The 20,446-nt window shown below is 72.4% G+C and carries 17 protein-coding genes and 1 pseudogene; 9 read left to right on the forward strand and 9 right to left on the reverse strand.

Features of this window, described 5'->3' with window-relative positions; all coding sequences use genetic code 11:
• Positions 1-112: 112 nt before the first annotated feature.
• The 5 genes and pseudogenes from LWJ43_RS01745 (at position 113) to LWJ43_RS01770 (ending at position 5,800) form a co-directional block, all read left to right on the forward strand.
• The gene (locus LWJ43_RS01745; protein WP_277330477.1) at positions 113-541 is read left to right on the forward strand and encodes a hypothetical protein; all 429 of its coding nucleotides are present in this window, start codon (positions 113-115) and stop codon (positions 539-541) included.
• A gap of 497 nt (positions 542-1,038) precedes the next feature.
• Positions 1,039-2,305, forward strand: a pseudogene (locus LWJ43_RS01755) (NAD(P)/FAD-dependent oxidoreductase).
• A complete protein-coding gene (locus LWJ43_RS01760; RefSeq protein ID WP_277330478.1) occupies positions 2,302-3,507 on the forward strand; it encodes a lycopene cyclase family protein in 1,206 nt (401 codons plus the stop codon). The pseudogene LWJ43_RS01755 and the gene LWJ43_RS01760 overlap by 4 nt, the downstream one beginning before the upstream one ends.
• Positions 3,507-4,241: a class I SAM-dependent methyltransferase gene (locus LWJ43_RS01765; protein WP_277330479.1), complete on the forward strand. Its 735-nt coding sequence runs from the start codon at positions 3,507-3,509 to the stop codon at positions 4,239-4,241. Before LWJ43_RS01760 ends, LWJ43_RS01765 begins: the two co-directional genes overlap by 1 nt.
• A gap of 62 nt (positions 4,242-4,303) precedes the next feature.
• Entirely contained in the window at positions 4,304-5,800 is a 1,497-nt protein-coding gene (locus LWJ43_RS01770; protein ID WP_277335781.1) for an FAD-dependent oxidoreductase, read from the forward strand.
• Positions 5,801-5,803: 3 nt separating this feature from the next.
• Here LWJ43_RS01770 and LWJ43_RS01775 read toward each other — a convergent pair whose 3' ends face one another.
• The 5 genes from LWJ43_RS01775 to LWJ43_RS01795 all read right to left on the reverse strand — a co-directional run bounded on the left by LWJ43_RS01775 (position 5,804) and on the right by LWJ43_RS01795 (position 11,192).
• Positions 5,804-6,811: a DUF5914 domain-containing protein gene (locus LWJ43_RS01775; protein ID WP_277330480.1), complete on the reverse strand. Its 1,008-nt coding sequence runs from the start codon at positions 6,809-6,811 to the stop codon at positions 5,804-5,806.
• Positions 6,808-7,794 (reverse strand): phytoene/squalene synthase family protein, encoded by a 987-nt coding sequence (locus LWJ43_RS01780; RefSeq protein WP_277330481.1) that lies wholly within the window; start codon positions 7,792-7,794, stop codon positions 6,808-6,810. The genes LWJ43_RS01775 and LWJ43_RS01780 overlap by 4 nt, the downstream gene beginning before the upstream one ends.
• Positions 7,791-9,326, reverse strand: a complete 1,536-nt coding sequence (gene crtI / locus LWJ43_RS01785; RefSeq protein WP_277330482.1) for a phytoene desaturase family protein — start codon at positions 9,324-9,326, stop codon at positions 7,791-7,793. The genes LWJ43_RS01780 and crtI overlap by 4 nt, the downstream gene beginning before the upstream one ends.
• Positions 9,323-10,516, reverse strand: coding sequence for a polyprenyl synthetase family protein (locus LWJ43_RS01790; RefSeq protein ID WP_277330483.1), 1,194 nt, complete (start codon positions 10,514-10,516; stop codon positions 9,323-9,325). The genes crtI and LWJ43_RS01790 overlap by 4 nt, the downstream gene beginning before the upstream one ends.
• A gap of 187 nt (positions 10,517-10,703) precedes the next feature.
• A complete protein-coding gene (locus LWJ43_RS01795) occupies positions 10,704-11,192 on the reverse strand; it encodes a carboxymuconolactone decarboxylase family protein (protein ID WP_277330484.1) in 489 nt (162 codons plus the stop codon).
• Positions 11,193-11,315: 123 nt separating this feature from the next.
• Between LWJ43_RS01795 and LWJ43_RS01800 the strand changes: the two genes are divergently transcribed.
• Together LWJ43_RS01800 and LWJ43_RS01805 are read left to right on the forward strand one after the other, a co-directional pair.
• On the forward strand, positions 11,316-12,314 hold the full coding sequence (locus LWJ43_RS01800) for a pirin family protein (RefSeq protein ID WP_277330485.1): 999 nt from the start codon (positions 11,316-11,318) through the stop codon (positions 12,312-12,314).
• The gene (locus LWJ43_RS01805) at positions 12,311-12,649 is read left to right on the forward strand and encodes a GNAT family N-acetyltransferase (protein WP_277330486.1); all 339 of its coding nucleotides are present in this window, start codon (positions 12,311-12,313) and stop codon (positions 12,647-12,649) included. The genes LWJ43_RS01800 and LWJ43_RS01805 overlap by 4 nt, the downstream gene beginning before the upstream one ends.
• Positions 12,650-12,699: 50 nt before the next feature.
• Here LWJ43_RS01805 and LWJ43_RS01810 read toward each other — a convergent pair whose 3' ends face one another.
• Positions 12,700-14,238 (reverse strand): glycoside hydrolase family 43 protein, encoded by a 1,539-nt coding sequence (locus tag LWJ43_RS01810; RefSeq protein WP_277330487.1) that lies wholly within the window; start codon positions 14,236-14,238, stop codon positions 12,700-12,702.
• Between the two features lie 281 nt (positions 14,239-14,519).
• On the opposite strand from LWJ43_RS01810, the gene LWJ43_RS01815 reads away from it, so the two are divergent.
• Both LWJ43_RS01815 and LWJ43_RS01820 read left to right on the forward strand, forming a co-directional pair.
• A complete protein-coding gene (locus tag LWJ43_RS01815) occupies positions 14,520-15,419 on the forward strand; it encodes a carbohydrate deacetylase (protein WP_277330488.1) in 900 nt (299 codons plus the stop codon).
• A 352-nt stretch (positions 15,420-15,771) separates the two neighbouring features.
• Entirely contained in the window at positions 15,772-16,599 is an 828-nt protein-coding gene (locus LWJ43_RS01820) for an aldo/keto reductase (protein WP_277330489.1), read from the forward strand.
• Between the two features lie 76 nt (positions 16,600-16,675).
• Here LWJ43_RS01820 and LWJ43_RS01825 read toward each other — a convergent pair whose 3' ends face one another.
• The 3 genes from LWJ43_RS01825 to LWJ43_RS01835 form a co-directional block, all read right to left on the reverse strand.
• Complete coding sequence (locus LWJ43_RS01825) at positions 16,676-19,024, reverse strand: GH92 family glycosyl hydrolase (protein WP_277330490.1); 2,349 nt, start codon at positions 19,022-19,024, stop codon at positions 16,676-16,678.
• Positions 19,025-19,284: 260 nt separating this feature from the next.
• Positions 19,285-19,890 carry a class F sortase gene (locus LWJ43_RS01830; RefSeq protein WP_277330491.1) on the reverse strand — a complete coding sequence of 202 codons (606 nt, stop codon included), beginning with the start codon at positions 19,888-19,890 and terminating at the stop codon, positions 19,285-19,287.
• An 86-nt stretch (positions 19,891-19,976) separates the two neighbouring features.
• Positions 19,977-20,360, reverse strand: coding sequence for a hypothetical protein (locus tag LWJ43_RS01835; protein WP_277330492.1), 384 nt, complete (start codon positions 20,358-20,360; stop codon positions 19,977-19,979).
• Positions 20,361-20,446: the final 86 nt, after the last annotated feature.

The raw sequence follows: 20,446 nt of genomic DNA on the forward strand, positions 1-20,446 counted from the left end.
CCACGGCCCTCAGCCTCCTCACATACGTCCAGCCGGTTCGCGGACGTGTGACGGCTGCCGCCCGGGGCATACGGGCTGTCACCTGCCGCATGTCAGGTGAAGGGAGTGGGCCATGAGTGAGAGCGTCGAGACACGGTTGGAAACGACCCCGGTGGTGACGGAGCCGGTGCCCGATCTTCAGTTGCAGCTGCTGATCCAGCTGCTGGACAGAGAACAGCGCTCCAGCCTGCCGATCACCCTCGCTCTCGCCGGAGGCGTCCTCCACGGAGACGTGATCGGCCATGAGGCGTGGAAGGCGGACTGGGCGCGAAGCCTCCGCCAGGTCGAGGGCGAAGGCGCGAATCTGATCGCGGAGTTCCCGGAGACGGTGGACCAGGGGATCAGGGAGCTGGGAGGCGGGACCGGAACCTCGCAGCTGCCGCGGTGGATTCATCTCAGGGACGCCACGATGGTGTTCGGCGGTACGGGATCCCTGCGACTGCCTCTGTGGCGCGGCCGTCTGTCCGACGTGTCGGGATGGGCGCTGGGCCGGCCGCAGTAGGAGGTACGGCACGGCGGACGGTTGACGGGCGCGGCGGACCGACGACATCGACCTGTACCTGCCGTCTTCCGCTCGGGGCCCCCGTTCCGCGCTGCTCTTCGTCCACGGCGGCCGTTACCCCGCCAGGCCCCGCCCCACCCCGCGGCAGGCCGCCGACGAGGTGGCGGACGCGGTGGGACGGGTCCGGGCCGATCCGCGGGTCGACACGGACCGCGAGGTGACCGACGTGCCGAACGGCCACCACGGTTTCGAGACGGTCGGCCGGACGGACGAATCACGTGACGCCGTACATTCGGCGACGCACTCGGTTCTGCGTCGTCCGGCTGGCTGACCGGCCGACCGTCCGGGCGCGACCGGGGCCGGATGCGGACGTCCGTCCGGCAGACGGGTCACACGAAGGTGCGGTCTCCGTGGCGGCTGCTGGCTTCCGGGCTCCGGACGTGATCGGCTTGGCAGCCCGTCAGCCGCACGGGGGGGGACCAAGCCGAGGGGCACGGATGACGAACCCACAGCACCCACCGCCGCCGGACGCAGTCGTCGTGGGCGCAGGTCTGGCGGGGCTGGCCTGCGCGCTCGACCTCAGCGGCGCGGGCCTGCGCGTCGAACTGCTGGAGGCCTCCGACGGGGTGGGGGGCCGGATGCGCACGGACCGCCGGGACGGCTTCCTGCTGGACCGGGGATTCCAGGTGTTCAACACCTCCTACCCGCAGGTGAAGAAACGTCTCGATCTGCGCGCCCTGCGTCTGCGCCCGTTCACGCCGGGTCTCGTCGCCCGCACGTCCTCGGGCCGGGTGCGCCTCACCGACCCCACCCGGCGTCCGGGGGACGCCGGGGAGCTGCTGCCCGGGCGGGTGCTCCCGGCCCGGGACCTCGCCGCTCTCGCCGCGCTGACCGCCCGCGACGTCCTGCTCCCGGCGAAACGCGTGGGCCGGATGACCGATCGCACCGCTTCGGAGGCGCTCGTGCGCGCCGGGCTGTCACCGCTCGCGATCGAGGACCTCCTGCGGCCGTTCCTCTCCGGGGTGTTCCTGGAGGAGGGCCTGGAGACCTCCGCGCGCTTCCTGCACCTGGTCTGGCGCAGCATGGCGCGCGGCACGCTCTGTCTGCCCGCCCACGGCATCGGCGCCGTGCCGGCCCAACTGGCCGACGGGCTGCCGGAGGGCGCGCTCCGGCTGGACTCGGCCGTCGCCGAGGTCACGGACTCCGGGGTGCTCCTGGCGGACGGCGGTGAACGGCCGGCCGGCACCGTCGTCGTGGCGACGGACTCCGCCACCGCGGCCCGTCTCCTGCCCGGCCTGCCGGTACCGGACAGCCGCACGGTGACGACGTACTACCACGCGGCCGACCGTTCGCCGCTGACCGAACCCACCCTGGTCGTCGACAGCGGTCTCGCCGTCCTGAACAGTTGCGTCCTCACCGAGGTGGCCCCCTCCTACGCTCCCCCCCGGCACGGCACTCGTGTCGACCTCCGTGCTCGGCGCGGGCCCGCCCGGCGGGGAGAGGACGGTCCGCGCGCGGCTGGCCGAGCTCTACGACACGGACACGAGCACCTGGGAGACGGTGGCCTCCTACACCGTTCAGGGCGCCCTGCCGGCGATGCGGCCTCCGTGGCCGCTGAGCCGTACGACGCGCTTCGCGCGGGGCCGGTACGTCTGCGGGGACCACCGGGCAACCGGGTCGGTGCAGGGCGCGCTCGCCTCCGGCAGCAGAGCGGCACGCGAGGTGCTGGCCGACCGGGCTGCCGCGCGGACCACCGGGACGTGACCGGGCGCTCCCGGGGGCGGGTGGACGATGCCGTCGTCGTGGGCGGCGGTGCCGCCGGGCTCTGTCTGGCCCACTGGCTCACGAGGACCGGTACGGGGGTGACGCTCGTCGAGGCGCCCGACGGACCGCTGCGGCCTGCGGAACGCACCTGGTGCTACTGGGAGGCGGGGACCGGCGAGTTCGAGGAGGCCGTCGTCGCCTCCTGGCGGAGACTGCGGGTCCGGGGGCCGGACGGCGTCGTCGTGGAGTCGGACCCCGCGCCGCTGCGTTACCGCATGGTGCGCTCGGGTCCCTTCGAACGGCTGGTCCACTCCCGTCTGGCCGCGGCCCCGGCGGCGCGCGTCGTACGTGCCACCGCCCACCAGGTGCGCGACGCACCGTACGGCGCCGAGGTGCGCTGCACGACGGCGGACGGGGAACCGCTGACCCTGCGCGGCAGATACGTGTTCGACTCGCGGCCCGCGCGGGACACACCGCCGCACCGCACCCTGTTGCTGCAGCACTTCCGCGGCTGGTTCGTGCGCACCGCCGTCCCCCGCTTCGATCCCGCAGTGGCGGACCTCATGGACTTCCGGGTTCCGCAGCCCCGCCACGGCCTCGCGTTCGGCTACGTCCTGCCGCTGGCGGCTGACCGGGCGCTGGTCGAGTACACCGAGTTCTCCCGTGCCCCGCTCCCGACGGCCGCGTACGAGGCCTCTCTTCGGCAGTACACCGGGGACGTCCTGGGGCTCGGCCGGTTCGCCGTGGAGTCGGCCGAACAGGGCGTGATCCCCATGACCGACGCGCGGTTCCCCCGCCGGTCCGGCCGGGCCGTGTTCCGTGTCGGGGCCGCCGGGGGCGCCACCCGTCCGGCGACCGGCTACACGTTCGCCGCCGTGCAGCGCCAGGGGCGGGCCGTCGCCACCGCCGTGCACCGGGGGCGCCCTGGTGTCCCGCCGCCGCACGGCCGCAGGGCCCTCGCCATGGACGCGGTGCTGCTGCGGGCGCTGGACACCGGACGCGTGGACGGACCGCGCTTCTTCACCGACCTCTTCCGCCGTGTGCCCATGGAGCGGCTGCTGCGTTTCCTCGACGGCGGGAGCACACCGTGGGAGGAGTTCGGGATCGGCCTGCGTACGCCCGTGGGCCCGATGCTCCGCACCGCGGCCGAACTCCCCTTCCTCACCCGCCGGGCCGCCGGCCGACCCGAAGAGAGCCCCTGATGACCCTGCTGCGGGACCACGACCTGGCACGCGCCTTCGATCACGCGTCGCTCACCTACGACCGGCTCACCTCGCTGAATCCTGGCTACCGCTCCGATCTCCTGCGCTCGGCGCACCGCCTGCGGCTGCCGCGTGGTGGAGGGGGACTGCGCGTGCTCGACCTCGGCTGCGGAACGGGCGCGTCCACGCGGGCCCTGCTGCGGGCGGCCCCGTACGCCCGGATCACCGCGGTCGACGCCTCGGCGGGAATGCTGGAGCGGGCGCGCGCCAAGCGCTGGCCTCCGAACGTCCGTTTCCTGCACCGGTCCGCCGAGGATCTCCGGACGACCGACGACGACGGCTCCTACGACGCCGTGTTCGCCGCCTACCTCTTCCGCAACGTCGCCGACCCCGGCAGGGTCCTCCGGTCCGTACGCGCCCTGCTGAGCCCCCGCGGCCGCCTGCTCGTCCATGAGTACAGCCTCAGCGGCTCTCCCGTGCACCGGGCGGTGTGGAACACGGTCTGCCGGGGTGTCATCGTCCCGGCCGGTACGCTGACGGGCGACCGGCAGCTGTACCACCATCTGTGGCGCAGTGTCCTCGCGTTCGACACGGCGCCCGCCTTCGCGCACCGTGTCGCCCGGGCCGGGTTCCCCTTCGTGCGGACCGTTCCCGTCGCCGGCTGGCAGACCGGCATCGTCCACACGTTCCTGGCCCGGAACGGTGCGGCGCGCGTCGGGACCGAGGCGTCGTGAGAGCCCGCGGGCTCCGCCCCGACGCGACCCGGCACGGACGTGACCGCAGGGCCGAGGTGATCATGCCGGAGCCGGGGCGCGAGCGCTTCACCGGTGATGCCCCTTCGGCCGCGGTGATCGGTGGTGGTGTCGCCGGTCTCGCGGCGGCGACGGCCCTCGCCGAACGCGGTGTCCGCGTGACGCTGTACGAACGGGGCGAGTCCCTCGGCGGCCGTCTGGCCGGATGGCCCGTCCGCCTCGCCGACGGGTCGGGGGCGACGATGAGCCGTGGCTTCCACGCCTTCTTCCGCCAGTACTACAACCTGCGCGGACTGTTGCGTCGTGCTGACCCCGCTCTCGCGATGCTCACCCCGCTTCCGGACTACCCGCTCCTGCACCGGAACGGTATGGCGGACGGTTTCGCCCGGGTGCCGAGGACGCCTCCGTGGAGCGCGCTCGGATTCGTGGCCCTCAGCCCGTCGTTCGGCTGGCGCGACCTCGCGGCGATGAACCCCCGCGAGGCGCTGCCCCTCCTCGACGTGCGGGTCCCCGAGGTGTACGAGCGGTTCGACGGGGTCGGCGCCGAGGACTTCCTGCGGCGGATCGACTTCCCTGAAGCCGCCCGCCACCTCGCCTTCGAGGTGTTCTCGCGCAGTTTCTTCGCCGACCCCCGGGACCTGTCCGCCGCCGAACTGCTGCTGATGTTCCACATCTACTTCCTCGGGTCGTCCGAGGGGCTCCTCTTCGACGTGCCGCGTGAGCCCTTCCCGCAGGCGCTCTGGGAGCCTCTCGGCGGCTATCTGCGGAACCTCGGCGCGGATGTGCGCACCGGCACCCCGGTACACCGCGTCGCCCCGGCCGCCGGAGGGGACCTGACCGTGGAGACCGAAGGTGCGGCGGACCGTCACCGGGCGGTGGTCCTGGCTCTGGACACGGGTGGTCTGCGTCAGGTGGTGGGCGCCTCGGAGCAGTTGGGGGACGCGTCCTGGCGGGCCGGTGTCGACTCCCTGCGCACGGCGCCGCCGTTCCTCGTGTCCCGGCTGTGGCTCGACCGCCCGGTGCACGACTCCCGCGCGGGGTTCCTCGGCACCAGTGGGTTCGACGGGCTCGACAACATCAGCGTCCTCGACCGCTGGGAGGGCGAATCGGCACGCTGGGCGGCCCGGACGGGCGGTTCCGTCGTCGAACTGCACGCCTACGCCGTCGACGGGGGCGCGGAGCCCGAGAAGGTGCAGCGCCGGATGCTCGACCGGCTGCACGAGGTCTATCCGGAGACGGCGGAAGCCCGTGTGGTCGACTCCTGCCACGAATGGCGTGCCGACTGCCCCGTCTTCTCCGTGGGCGGCTACCACCGCCGGCCGGCCGTGCGTACGCCCCATCCGCGTGTGACCCTCGCGGGCGACCTGGTCCGCACCGGTCTGCCCGTGGCCCTGATGGAGCGCGCGGCGACCTCGGGGTTCATGGCCGCCAACGCCCTCCTCGCGGGCTGGGGAGTCCGGGGACAGGTGCTCTGGACCGTGCCGCGTGCCGGGCGTTCCCGGGTGCTGCGTGCCCTCGCGGGCCGGTTCGCGGGGCACTGACGCTCAGCCGGGGAAGCGCCCGGTGCTCCGCAGCGACCAGCGGCGTTCGGCGTACGCCAGGTCGTCGCGCCAGAGCCGGCCCGCCGTCCGGCGCATCAGCGGCCGCAGGGCCGGCGCGGCCGCGCGCGCCAGGGCGAAGCCCCGCCGGCCCGAGGCGGCGACGACGGCCTCGACGACAGCCGTCCTCGGATCCGCCGCGCCGGGTGCGGTGAGCGGTGTGGCGTGAGTTTCCACCACCGAACCGGCGCCCTCGCCGTCCGTGATGTGCATGACCACGGTGCGCGGTCCGGGCGCTGTGAACTCCGCCCGGACCGGCACCACCAGCCTGCCCGCGACCTTGAACGAGACGTCGACGGCGAACGCGTCGTCCTGGCCGTCCTCCGGGGTGCCGGCCACCTTCAGCCCGACGAACGCGTACGGGTGGAACCAGGAGCCGTGCCAGGGGTCGAGCCGGTTCGCGACGACGTCCTCCGGTTCGCATCTGCCCACCGCGGTGAACACCGCGTCGACGGCCGTTCCCGGCACGGGTCTCGCCGGGACGACCGGGCGGTCCAGCGGGGTCTCGCCCCCGGCCCGGTCCAGCCTCACCCAGACCAGAACCCCGTCGTCGTGCAGCGGATACGGCTCCCACCCGGCGAACGGCCCGCCGTCCAGGCCCAGTCCGTGCCAGCGGCACAGCAGCGTCCCGCACACCACCCGTCCGTCGCGCAGCGGCGCACCCAGATGGGGGCACTCCCCCGGGCCCGCGCGCAGCGCACCGTCCTCCGTCCGCCACAACACGACTTCCACCCCGGCGACCGTGCGGCCGTACGGGCGGTCCCGTGCCCCGAAGTCCCGGGAGGCACCGACCACGTACCAGTTGCCGGACGGCCGGGCTCCGGACCGCTCGAGCGCTTCGGCGATCACGGCGGGCTTCGCCTCGCGCCAGGTCGGAACCTGCCGGTCCCATCGGGGCGCGCGCCGCAGGCGCAGCGGTGACGTCCACGTGGTCGATGTCCGACGGCCGCTCATCGCAGGGAGCCCTCCGCCCCGGCGACCGCGCCCGGCTCCGGGGCGGACGGCCGCGTCCGCATCCGCGCCCCCAGGATTCGCGCGACTCCAGCCGCCGCGATGACGGACCGCCGGCGGCGGGGCACCACGGCACGACGGTGCACGACCCGGTGGTCGTCGGCGGCGATGGCGTCCAGGATCCCCCGGTAGAGGATGAACGCGGTGCGGATGCAGGGCCGTACGCGCGGCTCCAGCATGGCGATGCCCGGCTCCGCCTCCCCGTACACGGTCCGGATCACCGCGTCGGCCTCGACGAAGGCGTTCCTGATGCGCGGGTCGTGCCGTCCGGTGCGGCGGCTCCACTCCAGGAGCGGCCGGTCGACCCCGTGGGCGGCGAGCAGGTCCGCGGGCAGGTAGACGCGCCCCCGGTCCAGGTCCTCGCCCACGTCCCGGAGGAAGTTGGTCAGCTGGAAGGCGACGCCGAGGGCGGCCGCGTGCGGAGCCGCCTCCTCACGGGGCACGACAGTCCCGAGCACCGGCAGCATCTGGAGGCCGATCACCGCTGCGGAACCGTGCATGTAGGCGCGCAGGTCGGCGTACGTCGCATAGTCGGTGACGGTCAGGTCGCTACGCATGGACGTCAGGAAGTCGGCGAACAGGCTGTGGTCGATGGCGTAGCGCCCGGCGGTGTCGGCCACGGCTCTGACCACGGGTTCGTCGCCGCCGCCCGTGGCCAGTCCGTGGACGAGGTCGCTCTCCAGCAGGCGCAGCAGACGGTCGCGTTCATCGGGCGACCGCCGGCGGTCGAGGTCGTCCACGATGTCGTCGGCCCAGCGGGCGAAACCGTACAGCGCGTGCACGGCGCAGCGTCGTTCGACCGGCAGCAGCCGGGTGGCCAGGAAGTAGGTCCGGCCGTGCCGGGCGTTGAGCCGCCTGCACCGGGCGTAGGCGTCGCGCAGCGCGGGTCCGGTGATCCCGGCGGCGTCCAGTTCACGGCGGTTCATCGGCTCTGCCCTTCGAGGACGGCGGGACGGCGGCGCGCGACCGTCGCGCGGGGAAGGCCGGTGATGCGCGCGGCGGCGAGTTTGCCGCTCAGGAGGACGGTCGGCACACCCACCCCGGGAGTGGTTCCGCACCCGGCGAGGACGACGTTGTCGTGACCGCGTACAAGGTTGCGCGGCCGGAAGGGGCCGGTCTGCGGAAAGGTGTGCGACACGGAGAACGGGGTGCCCGCCGCATGGCCCTGGGCCGTCCAGTCCGCCGGGGTGACCAGCAGTTCCTGGTCCATGGACGCTTCGAAGCCGTCGAGCCCCCGGCGCTCGAGTTCGGCCAGCAGGCTGTCACGGTAGCGCTGTCCGAGGCCGCGCCAGGTGCCCGCCGAGGGGCCGGTCGTGGTGTTGGGGCACGGGGCCAGGACGTAGTGCAGGTGTCTGCCGGGCGGCGCGAGCGACGGGTCGTGCGTCGTCGGGCGGGTGATGAGCAGCGACGGGTCGCTCATGAGCCGTCCGGTCCTGGTGAGTTCGTCGAAGGTGCGCTCCCAGGCGTTGCCGAAGGAGAGGGTGTGGTGTGCCAGTTCCGGCCAGGTGCGGTCCGTTCCGGCGTGCAGGATCACGGCCGAGGGCGCGTGGCGGAGTCGTACGGGGCGGCGTGGCGCCCGGCCCAGGAGGCGGTGGACGACGGGCAGGTCCGGTGTCAGGACGACCGCGTCGCAGGCGATCCGTTCGCCGGATGCCAGACGGACGGCCCGCACCCGTCCCGCCGACCGTTCCAGGGCCTCGACCTCGGCGGACCATCTGAACTCGCCCCCGGCGTCGGCGGCCGCGTCCGCCATCGCCCTGGGCAGCGCGTGCATGCCGCCCTTCGGGAACCAGACTCCCGCGACCGTGTCCATGTAGGCGATGACGGCGTAGGCGGCCAGGGCACGGGCCGGGGCGACTCCCGCGTACAGCGCCTGGAAGGAGAAGACCCGGCGCAGCCGCGGGTCGGAGAGGAATCTGCCGATCTGCGGATCGAGCCGGCCGAAGCCCCCGAGCGCCGCGAGCCTGGCGAGATCCGGATGAAGGAGCTGGAAGGGCGAGTCGAAGTTGGTGTCGATGAAGCGGCGCATCTGGGCCTTGTACAACCGCTCCAGCCAGCTCCGCAGCCGACGGTAGCCCGCCGCCTCCGCGTCCCCGGCGAACCTCCGTACCTCGGCCTCCATGGCGTCGCCGTCCGTGTGCACGTCGATCCGGCCGCCGTCGGCGAACCGGGCCCGGTAGGCGGGGTGGAGGGGGATCAGCTCGACGCGCCGGTGGAGGCTGTCGCCCACGGCGGCGAAGGCCTCGTCGGCCAGGTGGGGCATGGTCAGCACCGTCGGCCCGGTGTCGATCCGGTAGCCGCCGAGTTCGTGCCGTCCGGCGCGGCCTCCGGGCCCGGCGTCGCGTTCGACGACGGTCACCCGGCGTCCCGCGCCGAGCAGGTGCAGGGCGGCGGCGAGACCGGACAGGCCGGCCCCGACCACCACCACGTGGTCCGTGGCGCCGGAGACGGTCCTCATGCGCCCTCCCCGCCGGGGAAGGAGGCGGCGGTACCGGCGGCCCGTGCCACGAGTGCGGCGAACTCCGCCCTGGCGCGCTCGTCCGCCCCGGCGTCCGCGAAGTGGCGCAGACTCGACGCCGAGAGGCAGGCGATCTCCTCCTCCACCACTGTGCGCGCGCCCGTGCGTTCCAACGCCGCGCGCATCCGGCCGGCCACCCCTTCACCGGCTTCCGGCCCCTCGGGGCCGGTGTCCGTCGCCTCGGGGCCGAGTACGGCCAGAGCCTCGGTGTCGCCCGACTCCTCGGCGAGTCGGAGAGCGGCCGCGAGGAGGCCGGTGAGCTTGCGTGTCCTCAGGTCCTCGTCCGCGGGCTTCCCCGTGACGGCGGGGTCCCCGAACGCTCCCAGCAGGTCGTCGTGGAGCTGGAAGGCGAGGCCCGCGCACCGTCCGGCGGAACGCAGCGCGTCCATGGCGAGGGCATCGGCCCCGGCCAGGGACGCGCCGAGGGCGAGCGGCCGCTCCACTGTGTACAGCGCGCTCTTGAGCGTCGCGATCTTCCGGGCCTGGGCCTCGTCGGAGGAACCGGCCGCCTGGGCCCGCATGTCGAGGTACTGCCCCGCGACCATCTCTCCGCGCATCGCCTGCCACTCCTGGTGCAGCTGTCCGCCGTACGGGGAGCCGAGCGCCGTCCCGGTGAGCAGGTCGTCGGCCCACACCAGTGCCAGGTCTCCGGCCAGGACCGCGGCTGTGGCGGAGTAGGAGGTGGCGGAGCCGTGCATACGGCCCTCCCGGTGCAGGCGCGCGAACTGCGCGTGCACGGCCGGCGCGCCCCGGCGCACCGGCGATCCGTCCATGACGTCGTCGTGCACCAGCGCGCAGGCCTGCAGCAGTTCGAGTGCGGCACCGACGCGCAGCGGAGTACCGGGGTCGCCGGACCCGCCCGCCGCCAGCCACCCGCACCGGACGAACGCCGTCCGGAGCCGCTTGCCGCCGTGCAGGACGAAGGTGGCGACCCGGGACGCCACCTCCCCGGCGAACACGGCGTCCACCTGGCGCGCTTCCTCCAGCCTGGTGCGCAGGTGGTCCGCGAGGAAGGCGTCGACGGCCGCCGCGATTCCGCCGAACGTGTCAGGGGCACGGCCGCCACCCGTGCCCGGGCAGGGGCCGGCACTCGCGCCGGTCCCTGCCCGCGTCGCTCGTGGACCGAGCATGGACAGCCCCTTTCGCCCGATGGTCCGCTTCCGCGTCCACCGGTGCTTCCGGCCGCGAGGACCGCGGATGCGTCTATGCCTGCCCGGCACACGGCGGGGTCGGAGCGGAGTTCACCCGACCAGCGGATGGAAGGGCGAAACCGGGTCGGCCCGGCACGTCCGGGCGGGTCCGAAGCTCGGGGTCACGTCACTGCCGGGGAACGCCGCGCACGGGGTGCTTGCTCATGATCGAGACCCGGTTGAAGGCGTTGATGGTGATGGCGACCCAGATCACGGCCGAGATCTGGTCCTCGGAGAGGGACCGGCGTGCCGTGGCGTAGGCGTCGTCCTGGAGGGCGGCGTCGGCGGGGTGCGTCGTGGCCTCGGCGAGGGCGAGTGCGGCACGCTCCTGGGCTGTGAACACCTCGGTGTCGCGCCAGGCCGCCAGCACGCCCAGCCGCCGGGTCGTCTCGCCTTCGCGCAGGGCGGACCGGGTGTGGACGTCCAGGCAGTAGGCGCAGCCGTTGATCTGTGACACCCGCAGGTTGACCAGTTCGACCAGGGTGCGGTCCAGCCCCGCCTCCTGGGCGACCGTGCGCACCGTCTCGGCCGTGGCGGTCAGCGCGCGGAAGGCCTCCGGACTCCGCTTGTCCACGTAGACCCGCTTGTCCGCACGATCCGCCTCCGTACCGTTCACCCTGGACTCCTCACCGGGACGTGCCGCCCCTCGTCGTGCCGTGGCCGCCCGAGGGGGCGACGGCTTATGATCAAGCATGATTGTTGAACATGTAAGCACCTTTGTCGCACCGGAGGGCCGTCGATGAGTGGTGCGGACGCGGACCGGGTAGCTCCGCACACGGGTCCCGACGGCCGGGAGCCGGCGCCCGGGAGCGCGGTGGAGATCCTCACGCCACGTGACGTCCCCCTGGGCGGCCCGAGGGCGATGACGGTGCGGCGTACGCTGCCGCAGCGGGCCAGGACGCTCATCGGCGCCTGGTGCTTCATCGACCACTACGGCCCGGACGACATCGCGGAGACGGGCGGGATGGACGTGGCCCCGCATCCGCACATCGGCCTGCAGACCGTCAGCTGGCTGTTCAGCGGCGAGATCGAGCACCGCGACAGCCTCGGCAGCCACGCCTTCGTACGGCCCGGAGAGCTGAACCTCATGACCGGTGGCCACGGCATCAGCCACACGGAGGTCTCGACCCCCGGCACCACCGTGCTGCACGGCGTCCAGCTGTGGGTGGCGCTCCCCGGGGAGCACCGGGACACCGGCCGCGACTTCCGGCACCACGTACCGGGTCCGGTGCACCTGGACGGAGCCGTCGTCCGGGTGTTCCTCGGGTCTCTCGCCGGAGACACCTCACCTGTCCCGGCCTTCACCCCGCTGCTCGGCGCCGAGATCGTCCTCGAACCGCACGCGACCACGACGCTCGACACCGATCCGTCCTTCGAGCACGGTCTCCTCGTCGACGAGGGCACCATCCGTCTGGACGGAACGCCTCTGCGCCGGTCGGAGCTGGGCTACACCGGCACGGGGAACCGCACGATGACCCTGACCAACGAGACGGACGCCCCTGCCCGGGCGGTGCTCGTGGGCGGAACCCCGTTCGAGGAACGGATCGTCATGTGGTGGAATTTCGTCGGCCGCAGCCACGAGGACATCGTCGAGGCACGCCAGGACTGGGAGGCGTCCTCCGATCGCTTCGGCCAGGTCGACGGCTACCCCGGCGGCCGCATCCCCGCCCCCGCCCTCCCGAACGCCACCATCGCACCGCGTGGCAACCCGACACGTCCGAAAGGCAGCACACGATGACCCAGGCCGCCACCCCCCTCGTCCGGAACGTGGACGCCCGGCACCGGTACGAGATCCTGGCCGGCGAGGTGACGGCGGGCTTCACCGCCTACCGCGACCGCGACGGGCAGCGCGTCTTCTTCCACACCGAGATCGATGACGCCTTCGCGGGCCAGGGTCTTGCCTCCGCCCTCGTGCAGGAGGCCCTGACCCACGTGCGGGACGCGGGCAAGCGGATCGTTCCGGTCTGCCCGTACGTCGCGAAGTTCCTCAAGAAGCACGAGGAGTTCGCCGACATCACGGACCCGGTCACACCCGAGGTCCTGCAGTGGCTGGAGACCACCCTGGCCCGCTGAACCCCGCGGTCGCGCCACGGCCGCCGCCCGGACGGCGGCCGTGGGGCCCCTCATGCCGGCCGCAGCTCGAACCAGTCGAAGGCGACGGCTCCCCGGGTCGCGTACATGCCGATGACCCGGCCGGTGAAGCCGCCGGCGACCTCGGTGGTGAGGTATCGGCCGTCGAGTTCGGCGAGGACCTCGAAGTGGCCGTCCTCGGTCTCGTAACCGAGCCGGAGGGTGTCCGGGCCACCGACGCGCAGGCCGGAGGGCGCGTCGGCCTCGGGGCCGGCAGGACGTACGGTGACGGTGGGCGGCAGGACCTCCGTGGTGGTCACGTCGATCCGCAGCGTCAGAGGCCCGGGGGGCACGGTCCGTTCGGCGACCGTCGTACGGGACGGGCCGATGCGGGCCACCGCGCGCACGGTGCCGCCCTCCACCTCGACCTGGTAGTGGTGCGCCTCGTCCAGCCGTACGGCGAGCCCGCCCCGGCCTTCCTCACCGACGTCGATCCGCGTCAGCGCGCCGCAGTCGGGGTCGCGCTGACGCCGTCCCACGAACAGGGCTCCGGGCTTGTCCATGCCGACCGCACGGGCGTGGAGCGTCAGGTGGCCGGGACGCTCGCCGAGGCGTACGGCGCTCGGGTCCTGCCGCCTCAGCGACACCCAGCAGGGTGCGAGGGCGGGCGAGTCGAAGTCGTCGCGGTGCGGTTCGGCGGGCCAGGGGTGCGGAGCCAGCAGCGGTGCGGGGGCGCGGAGTTCCAGCGGCCCCGGCAGCGGCCACTCGTCCTCCCACCGGACCGGCACCAGGAACGTCTCCCGGCCCATGCCGTGGAACTTCGGTGTGTCACCGCGGGGCCGGGTGCCCAGCAGCACCATCCACCAGGAGTCGTCGTGCGCCTTCACCAGATCGCCGTGCCCGGTGTTCTGCACCGGGTGCCCCGTACTGCGGTGGGAGAGCACGGGGTTGTCCGGGTGCGGTTCGAACGGCCCGGGCAGCGAGCGGGCCCTGGCCACCGACATCGCGTGGCCCCGTTCCGTACCGCCCTCCGACAGCAGCAGATACCACCAGTCACCGATCCGGTAGAGGTGCGGGCCCTCGGGGTACTGGAGCCCGCTGCCCGACCACATCTCGACCGGCTCGCCGAGCAGTTCGCCCGTCTCCGGTTCGATCCGCACCCCTCGGATCCCGTCGTGGGAGAAGACGCACCAGCAGTTCCCGTCGTCGTCCCAGGCCAGATCGGGGTCGATGCCGGGAATTCCGACGGGCACGGGTTCCGACCACGGACCGGCGGGGTCCTCGGCGGTCACCAGGATGTTGCCGGCGCCGGCCACCACGGTCGTGATCATCCAGAAACGGCCGTCGTGGTGCCGCAGGGTGGGGGCGTAAACCCCGCAGGAGGACGGGGCGTCGTCAGGAAGCGCCAGCTGTGACGGGCGGTCCAGCGCATGCCCGATCAGCCGCCAGTGCACGAGGTCCCGGCTGTGCCACAGCGGTACGCCGGGCACGTACTCGAAGCTGGACGTCGCCACGTAGTAGTCCTCGCCGACGCGGCAGATGCTCGGATCCGGACTGAAGCCGGGTATCACGGGATTGTCGAAGAACGCCATGATCTGTCCTCGGGGCTCGGGCCAGGACCGTGTCCCACGGCCATGATCGTTGAAGCGCTTCGAAGATGACAGCCGAGCGTGGGGCTGTCAATAGAGTCGACCGGACCTGATCCCGGGAGCCTCAGTGAACCGCACAGGCGGACAGGGGATCTCGCTCGTACGACTAGCCCGTCATCACATCGCACTCTTCATCGAAGCGCTTCGACGGCGCGACCTTCCACGACCTCGCTCCCGGCCGAATCCAGGTGCGCGACCGGCGAGGCGTGGACCAGACTGCGGACATGGATGGAGCCCCCGCCGAACACCCGGAACCGACTCCTCCGACGGGGACGAACGAAAGCCTGGGGTTCCCGCCGGACGCCCGCCTGCTGATCGTCAACTGCGACGACTTCGGGATGCGTCCCACGGTCAACGCCGCGGTGATCGAGTCGGTCGAGGAGGGGATAGCCACCTCGTGCAGTCTCATGACCGTGTGTCCGGCCGCGCCCGACGCCGTGCGACTGCTCAGGCGGCACCCCGCCGTTCCCTTCGGGATCCACCTCACATTGGTGTGCGAGTCACCTCGCTCCCCTTGGGGCCCCCTCAGCCCGGCGGAGAAGGTGCCCTCCCTCCTGGACCCCTGCGGCAACCTCTTCGAACCGACCCCGGCCGGGCGCGCCGCTCTGCTCGGGCGGGCGCGGCCCGACGAGGTCGAGACCGAGTTCCGCGCGCAGATCGACGCCGTCGCCGACGCCGGGCTCGCGCCCACGCACCTGGACTTCCACTGCCTGGCCGACGGTGGACGCGACGACGTCCTGGACCTGACCGTGGGGCTGGCGGCGGAGTACGGCCTGGCCGTACGCGTCTGGCTGGAGAAGGGACGACACGCGATGCGGCGACGCGGGCTGCCCGTCGTCGACCATGACTTCCTCGACAGTTTCTCGCTTCCGACCGAGGGCAAGGCGGAGCATTACGGACGGCTGCTCCATGAACTGCCGGCCGGGCTCAGCGAGTGGGCCGTCCACCCCGCCCTGGACGGCCGGGAGACCGAGGCCCTCGACGACGGGCGGCCGGTGCGCAGGACGGACCACGCGTTCCTGACATCGCCGGAGGCCCGGGAGGCCGTGATCCGGGAGGGCATCACACTGATCGACTACCGGAGTCTGCAGCGCGTCTGGTCCCGGGCCGCCGGTCCGGTGTGACGCTACGCCGTGAGCCGCCGTGCGGAGCAGTCGGGCATCCGGCACGCCCACGTTTCGGCCCGGCCGGTCCGGACAGGCGCGAGGAGCGGCGTCAGCCCGGCCAGTACCGGCTCACGGCGCGGAGCGTGCCCCTGCACGGACCCCGCACAGGAGGCCGTCCACCGAGCGAGATCCATATGTTTGCCCTGTTTGGTGACGGGTACGCCGCAGTGAGGACGGAATGAGGCATTCCGTCATGCCGGAAGCCGGGTCGGACCAGCCCGCACCCGCGGCGTCCCGGTGACGCCCGGGGCGTCCGCGAGCCCGCTCCCGGACCGGTACGCACCCTCACACCGACGGCAAGGAGTCTCCCGTGCCCTCAGTACCCGCCATCACGCTCAACAACGGCGTGGAGATCCCCCAGCTCGGATTCGGTACCTTCCAGATCCCGCCGCAGGAAACCCGTGAGACCACTCTGGCGGCTCTGAAGGCCGGATACCGGCACATCGACACGGCCCAGATGTACGGCAACGAGAAGGAGGTCGGCGAGGCGGTCCGGGACTCCGGTCTCGACCGCAGCGACGTCTTCGTCACCAGCAAACTGGACAACGACGCACACGCGTACGACGACGCGCTCAAGGCTTTCGACCGCACGATGGAGAAGATCCAGCTGGACCATCTGGACCTCTTCCTCATCCACTGGCCGCTTCCCGACAAGGGTGACTTCGTGGAGACCTGGAAGGCCCTGGAGGAGATCTACCGCTCGGGACGGGTCAAGAGCATCGGGGTCTCGAACTTCCAGCCGCACCACCTGCGCCGTCTGCTGGACGGCAGTGTCGTCGTGCCGGCCGTCAACCAGATCGAGGTCCATCCCTACCTCACCCAGGACGCCGTCAGGTCCTTCGGCGCCGAACACGGCATCGCCACCGAGGCCTGGTCCCCGATCGCGCAGGGCAAGGTGCTCGACGATCCGACGCTGGTCCGCATCGGCGAGCGGGTCGGCAGGTCGACGGCGCAGGTCACCCTGCGCTGGCACCTGCAGCGCGGTGACATCGTGTTCCCCAAGTCGGTGACCCAGCGGCGCATCGAGGAGAACTTCGCCCTCTTCGACTTCGAACTCACCGAAGGTGACATCGGCGAGATCAACGCCCTGAACCGCGACGAGCGCACCGGTTTCGACCCGGACCGCTTCAACGGCTGAACATCCCGGCACAGAGCAGTGGCCCGCCCCTCGTCGAGGGGCGGGCCACGCACACGTACGGGGGTACTTCAGCGGGTCACTTGAGGGCCGGCGGTGCGGCGTCCGCCGACGTCCCCCACTCGGAGGGCGTCGTACCGACCTCGAAGGACAGTTCCCGCGTTCCGCGGATGTCCTCGGTGGTGAGGTAGGTCTTCCCGTAGGCGGCGCCGTCGGTACGCGCGGACCGGATGTAGCGCACCGAGTCGGAGGTGCCCGGCGCCTTCACGGTCAGGCGGCCCTTGGGGTAGTAGCGCCGGTCGAGGGTCAGGTCGACCCGCTCGAAGACCGGCGTGGACAGGCCCCAGGTGTCGGTCCCCGGCTGCACCGGGAAGACGCCGATCGAGGAGAGGACGTTCCAGGCGGACATCGTCCCCAGGTCGTCGTTGCCGGTCATGCCGGTCGGGGTGTCCGTGAAGAGCGTGAGCGCGGCGTGCACCACGTCCGTCGTCTTCCAGGGCTGCCCGGTGGAGAGGTAGGTGTAGGGGGCGATCAGATCGGGCTCGTTCTGCGGGTTGTACTTGTCCGCGTTGTAGTAGTCGTACGGCCCGTTCACCCACACCTCGCGGGCGGTCTTCGACGGGTCCCGCAGCAGCTGCTCGTAGGCGAAGAACGAGTCGAGCCGTTCGTTCGCCGACTCCGTTCCCCCGATCAGGGAGACCATGCCGGGCAGGTCCTGGGGGACGAGCCACTGGTACTGCCAGGACGTGCCCTCGTGGAAGCCCTCGCTCTGCGCCGGGTCGACAGGACCGGTGAAGTTCCCGTCCGCGTCGCGCGCCCGGAAGAAGCCGGTCGAACTGTCGAAGATCTTCCGGTAGTTCTGGGCCCGCTCCGCATAGCGCGCGGCGTCCTGCCCGTGGCCGAGTTCCTTCGCCATCTGCCCGAGCATCGCGTCCGACAGGGCGTACTCCAGGGTCGCCGAGGCACCGTGGTCGTAGTCGGAGTCGCCCGGCTTCACATGGGCCCTGCCCTTGACGTAGGGGGCGAATCCGTCGGCCAGGTACTCCTTGTTGGCCTCACGGCCCACGGGGGCGGAGTCGGCCGGCGGCACACCGTCGGCGTTCTTCTTCAGCGCGCGGTACGCCTTCTCCTCGTACCCCTTGAGCAGTCCCTGCTGGTAGGCGTTGGTGAGGAAGGGGGTGACCGGGTCGCCGGTCATGATGTTGGTCTCGACGGTGCCGTAGCCCCACTTGGGCAGCCAGCCGCTGTCCTCGTCGATCTTGATGACCGAGATCGCCATGTCACGGGACTCGTGGGGTGCGAGCAGCGACAGGAGCTGGGCCTGGGTTCGGTAGGTGTCCCAGAGCGACCAGTTCTGGTAGTAGGTGAAGCCCTTGGCCCTGTGGATCTCCTGGTCCCAGCCGGTGTAGCGGCCGTCGACGTCGCTGCCGATGTTCGGCGCGAGGAACGAGCGGCACAGGGACGAGTAGAAGGTCCGGCGCAGGGTCTCGCTGCCGCCCTTCGCCCGGACGTCGTCGAGGCGGTCCTCCCAGGCGGCCTGCGCGGCACGCGCGACACGGTCGTACGAACGGCCGCCTTCGGCACGGAGGTTGAGCTCGGCTCCCTTGGCGTCCACGTACGAGATCGCGGTGGTCGCCTCGACGGTGCGGTCCTCGGAGGTGTCGAATCGCACGAAGGCGCCGTTGCGCTCGCCGCCGGCGGACGAGACCGTGGACCCCTGGGTGACGGTGTCACCCTTCCAGGTGCCGGAGACGGTGAACGGCCGGTCGAACCGGGTGAGGGTGTACACCGTGTACGGCTTCGTGTCCTGGCAGAAGCCGCTGCCGGTGATGGCCGTGCGAACGGTCCGGTCGTCGAGGATCTCGACCTCGGTGTTCACGGTCCTGTGGAGCGACTGACCCGCGTTGATGAGGACGTTGGCCTTGTCCGTGGCGGGGAAGGTGTAACGCTGCACGCCGGTGCGTTCGGTGGCGCTCAGCTCGGCCTCGATGCCCGTCTTGAGGCCGACCCGGTAGGTTCCGGGGCCGGCCTTCTCGTCGTCGTGGCTGAACTCGGCCGCGTACGCGGCGTTGTCCGTCGACGTGATGTCACCGGTCGTGGGGAGCACGGGCAGGTCTCCGCCGAGGCCGCAGCCCACGCCGGAGATGTGGACGGTGGAGAAGCCCCTGATGTGGGTCTCCGAATAGTCGTATCCCGTGTTGTGCCCGGTGTCGGGCGAGAACTGCACCATGCCGAACGGCACCGCGGCACCGGGGTAGGTGTTGCCCTCGTTCTCGGTTCCGATGAAGGGGTTGACGAGATCGGTGAGCCGACCGCGTTCGGCGTGGCCGCCTCCGTCCGCCGCGGCGGGTGCGGCGACGGCGCCACCGAGGAGGGCGGCTGCGGCAGCCGCCGTCCCCGCACCGCGGATCCACTGGGTCCATCTCATGGAATGAGCGCCTCTCGAGACGTGGACAACGTTGTCATGTCTGCTGCGCGATCATTCTTGGCCCGCGTGCGTGTACTCGTCAAGAGTTGCGGCGGACGGGGTCGGGGGCGGTCGAAGGCGTGTGCCGGTCGGCCTCACGGGGAGTCAGGAGTCCGAGGAGTGACGCCGGCCGGACCTGACGGGACCGGCCGGCGGACCGGGGCGGCGGGCGGACGGCCTTGCGGCGGCCTCGCCCGTACGGCTCCGGGCAGAGGTCTCCGTCAGCGCAGCGTCGCGTAGACGATGAGATTGTCCACGGGGTGGCCGGCGGCGTCGAAGTCGCCGTCGCACGTGATCAGCCGGAGCACGCGGTCGTCCGTCGCTCCGTAGACCTTGTCGGTGGGGAACGCGTCCTTGCGGACGGTCTCCGTCCTGGTGACGGTGAAGTGGGTCTCCTTCCCTCCCCCGCCGGCCACGGCTATGTCCGCGCCCTCGGCGATCGTGTGCAGGTCGTGGAAGACGGCCTTGCCGAACCGTGTGTCGTTGTGGCCGATCAGCACGGCCGCGCCCGGTTCGCCGGGAACGGCACCGCCCGCGTACCAGCCCGCCGTCATCCCCTTCTCTGCCGGCGGGACCTCGACCGTGCCGTCCTCGTTCAGCCCCAGCCGCAGCAGCTCGCTGTCTATGCCCAGCGACGGGACGGTCAGCCGCGTCGGCGCGGGTGCCTTGGGCGCGTCGGCGGCCCGGGAGGTCTGCGGGACCTTCTCCTTGGCGGGGGGCTCGGGCGCCTCGGGCGCGCCGCAGCCTCCGGCAAGGGTGATCAGCAGGGTGGCCGCGGTGGCGGAGACCATGGTCCGCCATGACGGGTTCGGTGTGAATGCGCGCATGAAGTGCTCCGGTGCGGGGTCGGGCGTCGGTGGACGAACGGCGGGTGGCGCCGCCCCCGTCCGGGGAGCGGCGCCACGGTGTGGGATCAGCCGTTGCGCTGTGCCGAGGACCGGCGGCGCAGCACGAGGACGCCTGCGCCCGCGAGCAGCACCGCACCGGCCGCGGAACCGTACAGCGCGGTGCCACCTGCCTCGCCGGCCGGACGCTCGCCGGCGTCGACACCGCCGCGCGGTACGGCTCCGGCGGGCACGGACTCGGCCGGTACCGGGGTGGGCGACTCGGCGAGCTCGGTGGGTTCGGGCCTGGGGCTGACCCGCGAGGGCTCGGCCGCGGCTGAGGGCTCCGTCACACGCTCGGCGGGAGCCGCCGTGGGCGAGTCGTCGGCGACGGCAGCCGTCGACGGGAGCAGGACCGCGCCGATGGCGGCGGTGGCGAGGACCACGGTCCTCAGGGTCGGGCGAAGGGACATGAAGAACTCCGATTCCAGCTCGGCGTTGGTGGTGCCCGCGCACGGATGCGCGTCGGGCGCCGGGCATGCCCACAGACTGGAGTGAA

The organism is Streptomyces sp. JH34, from assembly GCF_029428875.1.
Classification (GTDB): Bacteria; Actinomycetota; Actinomycetes; order Streptomycetales; family Streptomycetaceae; genus Streptomyces.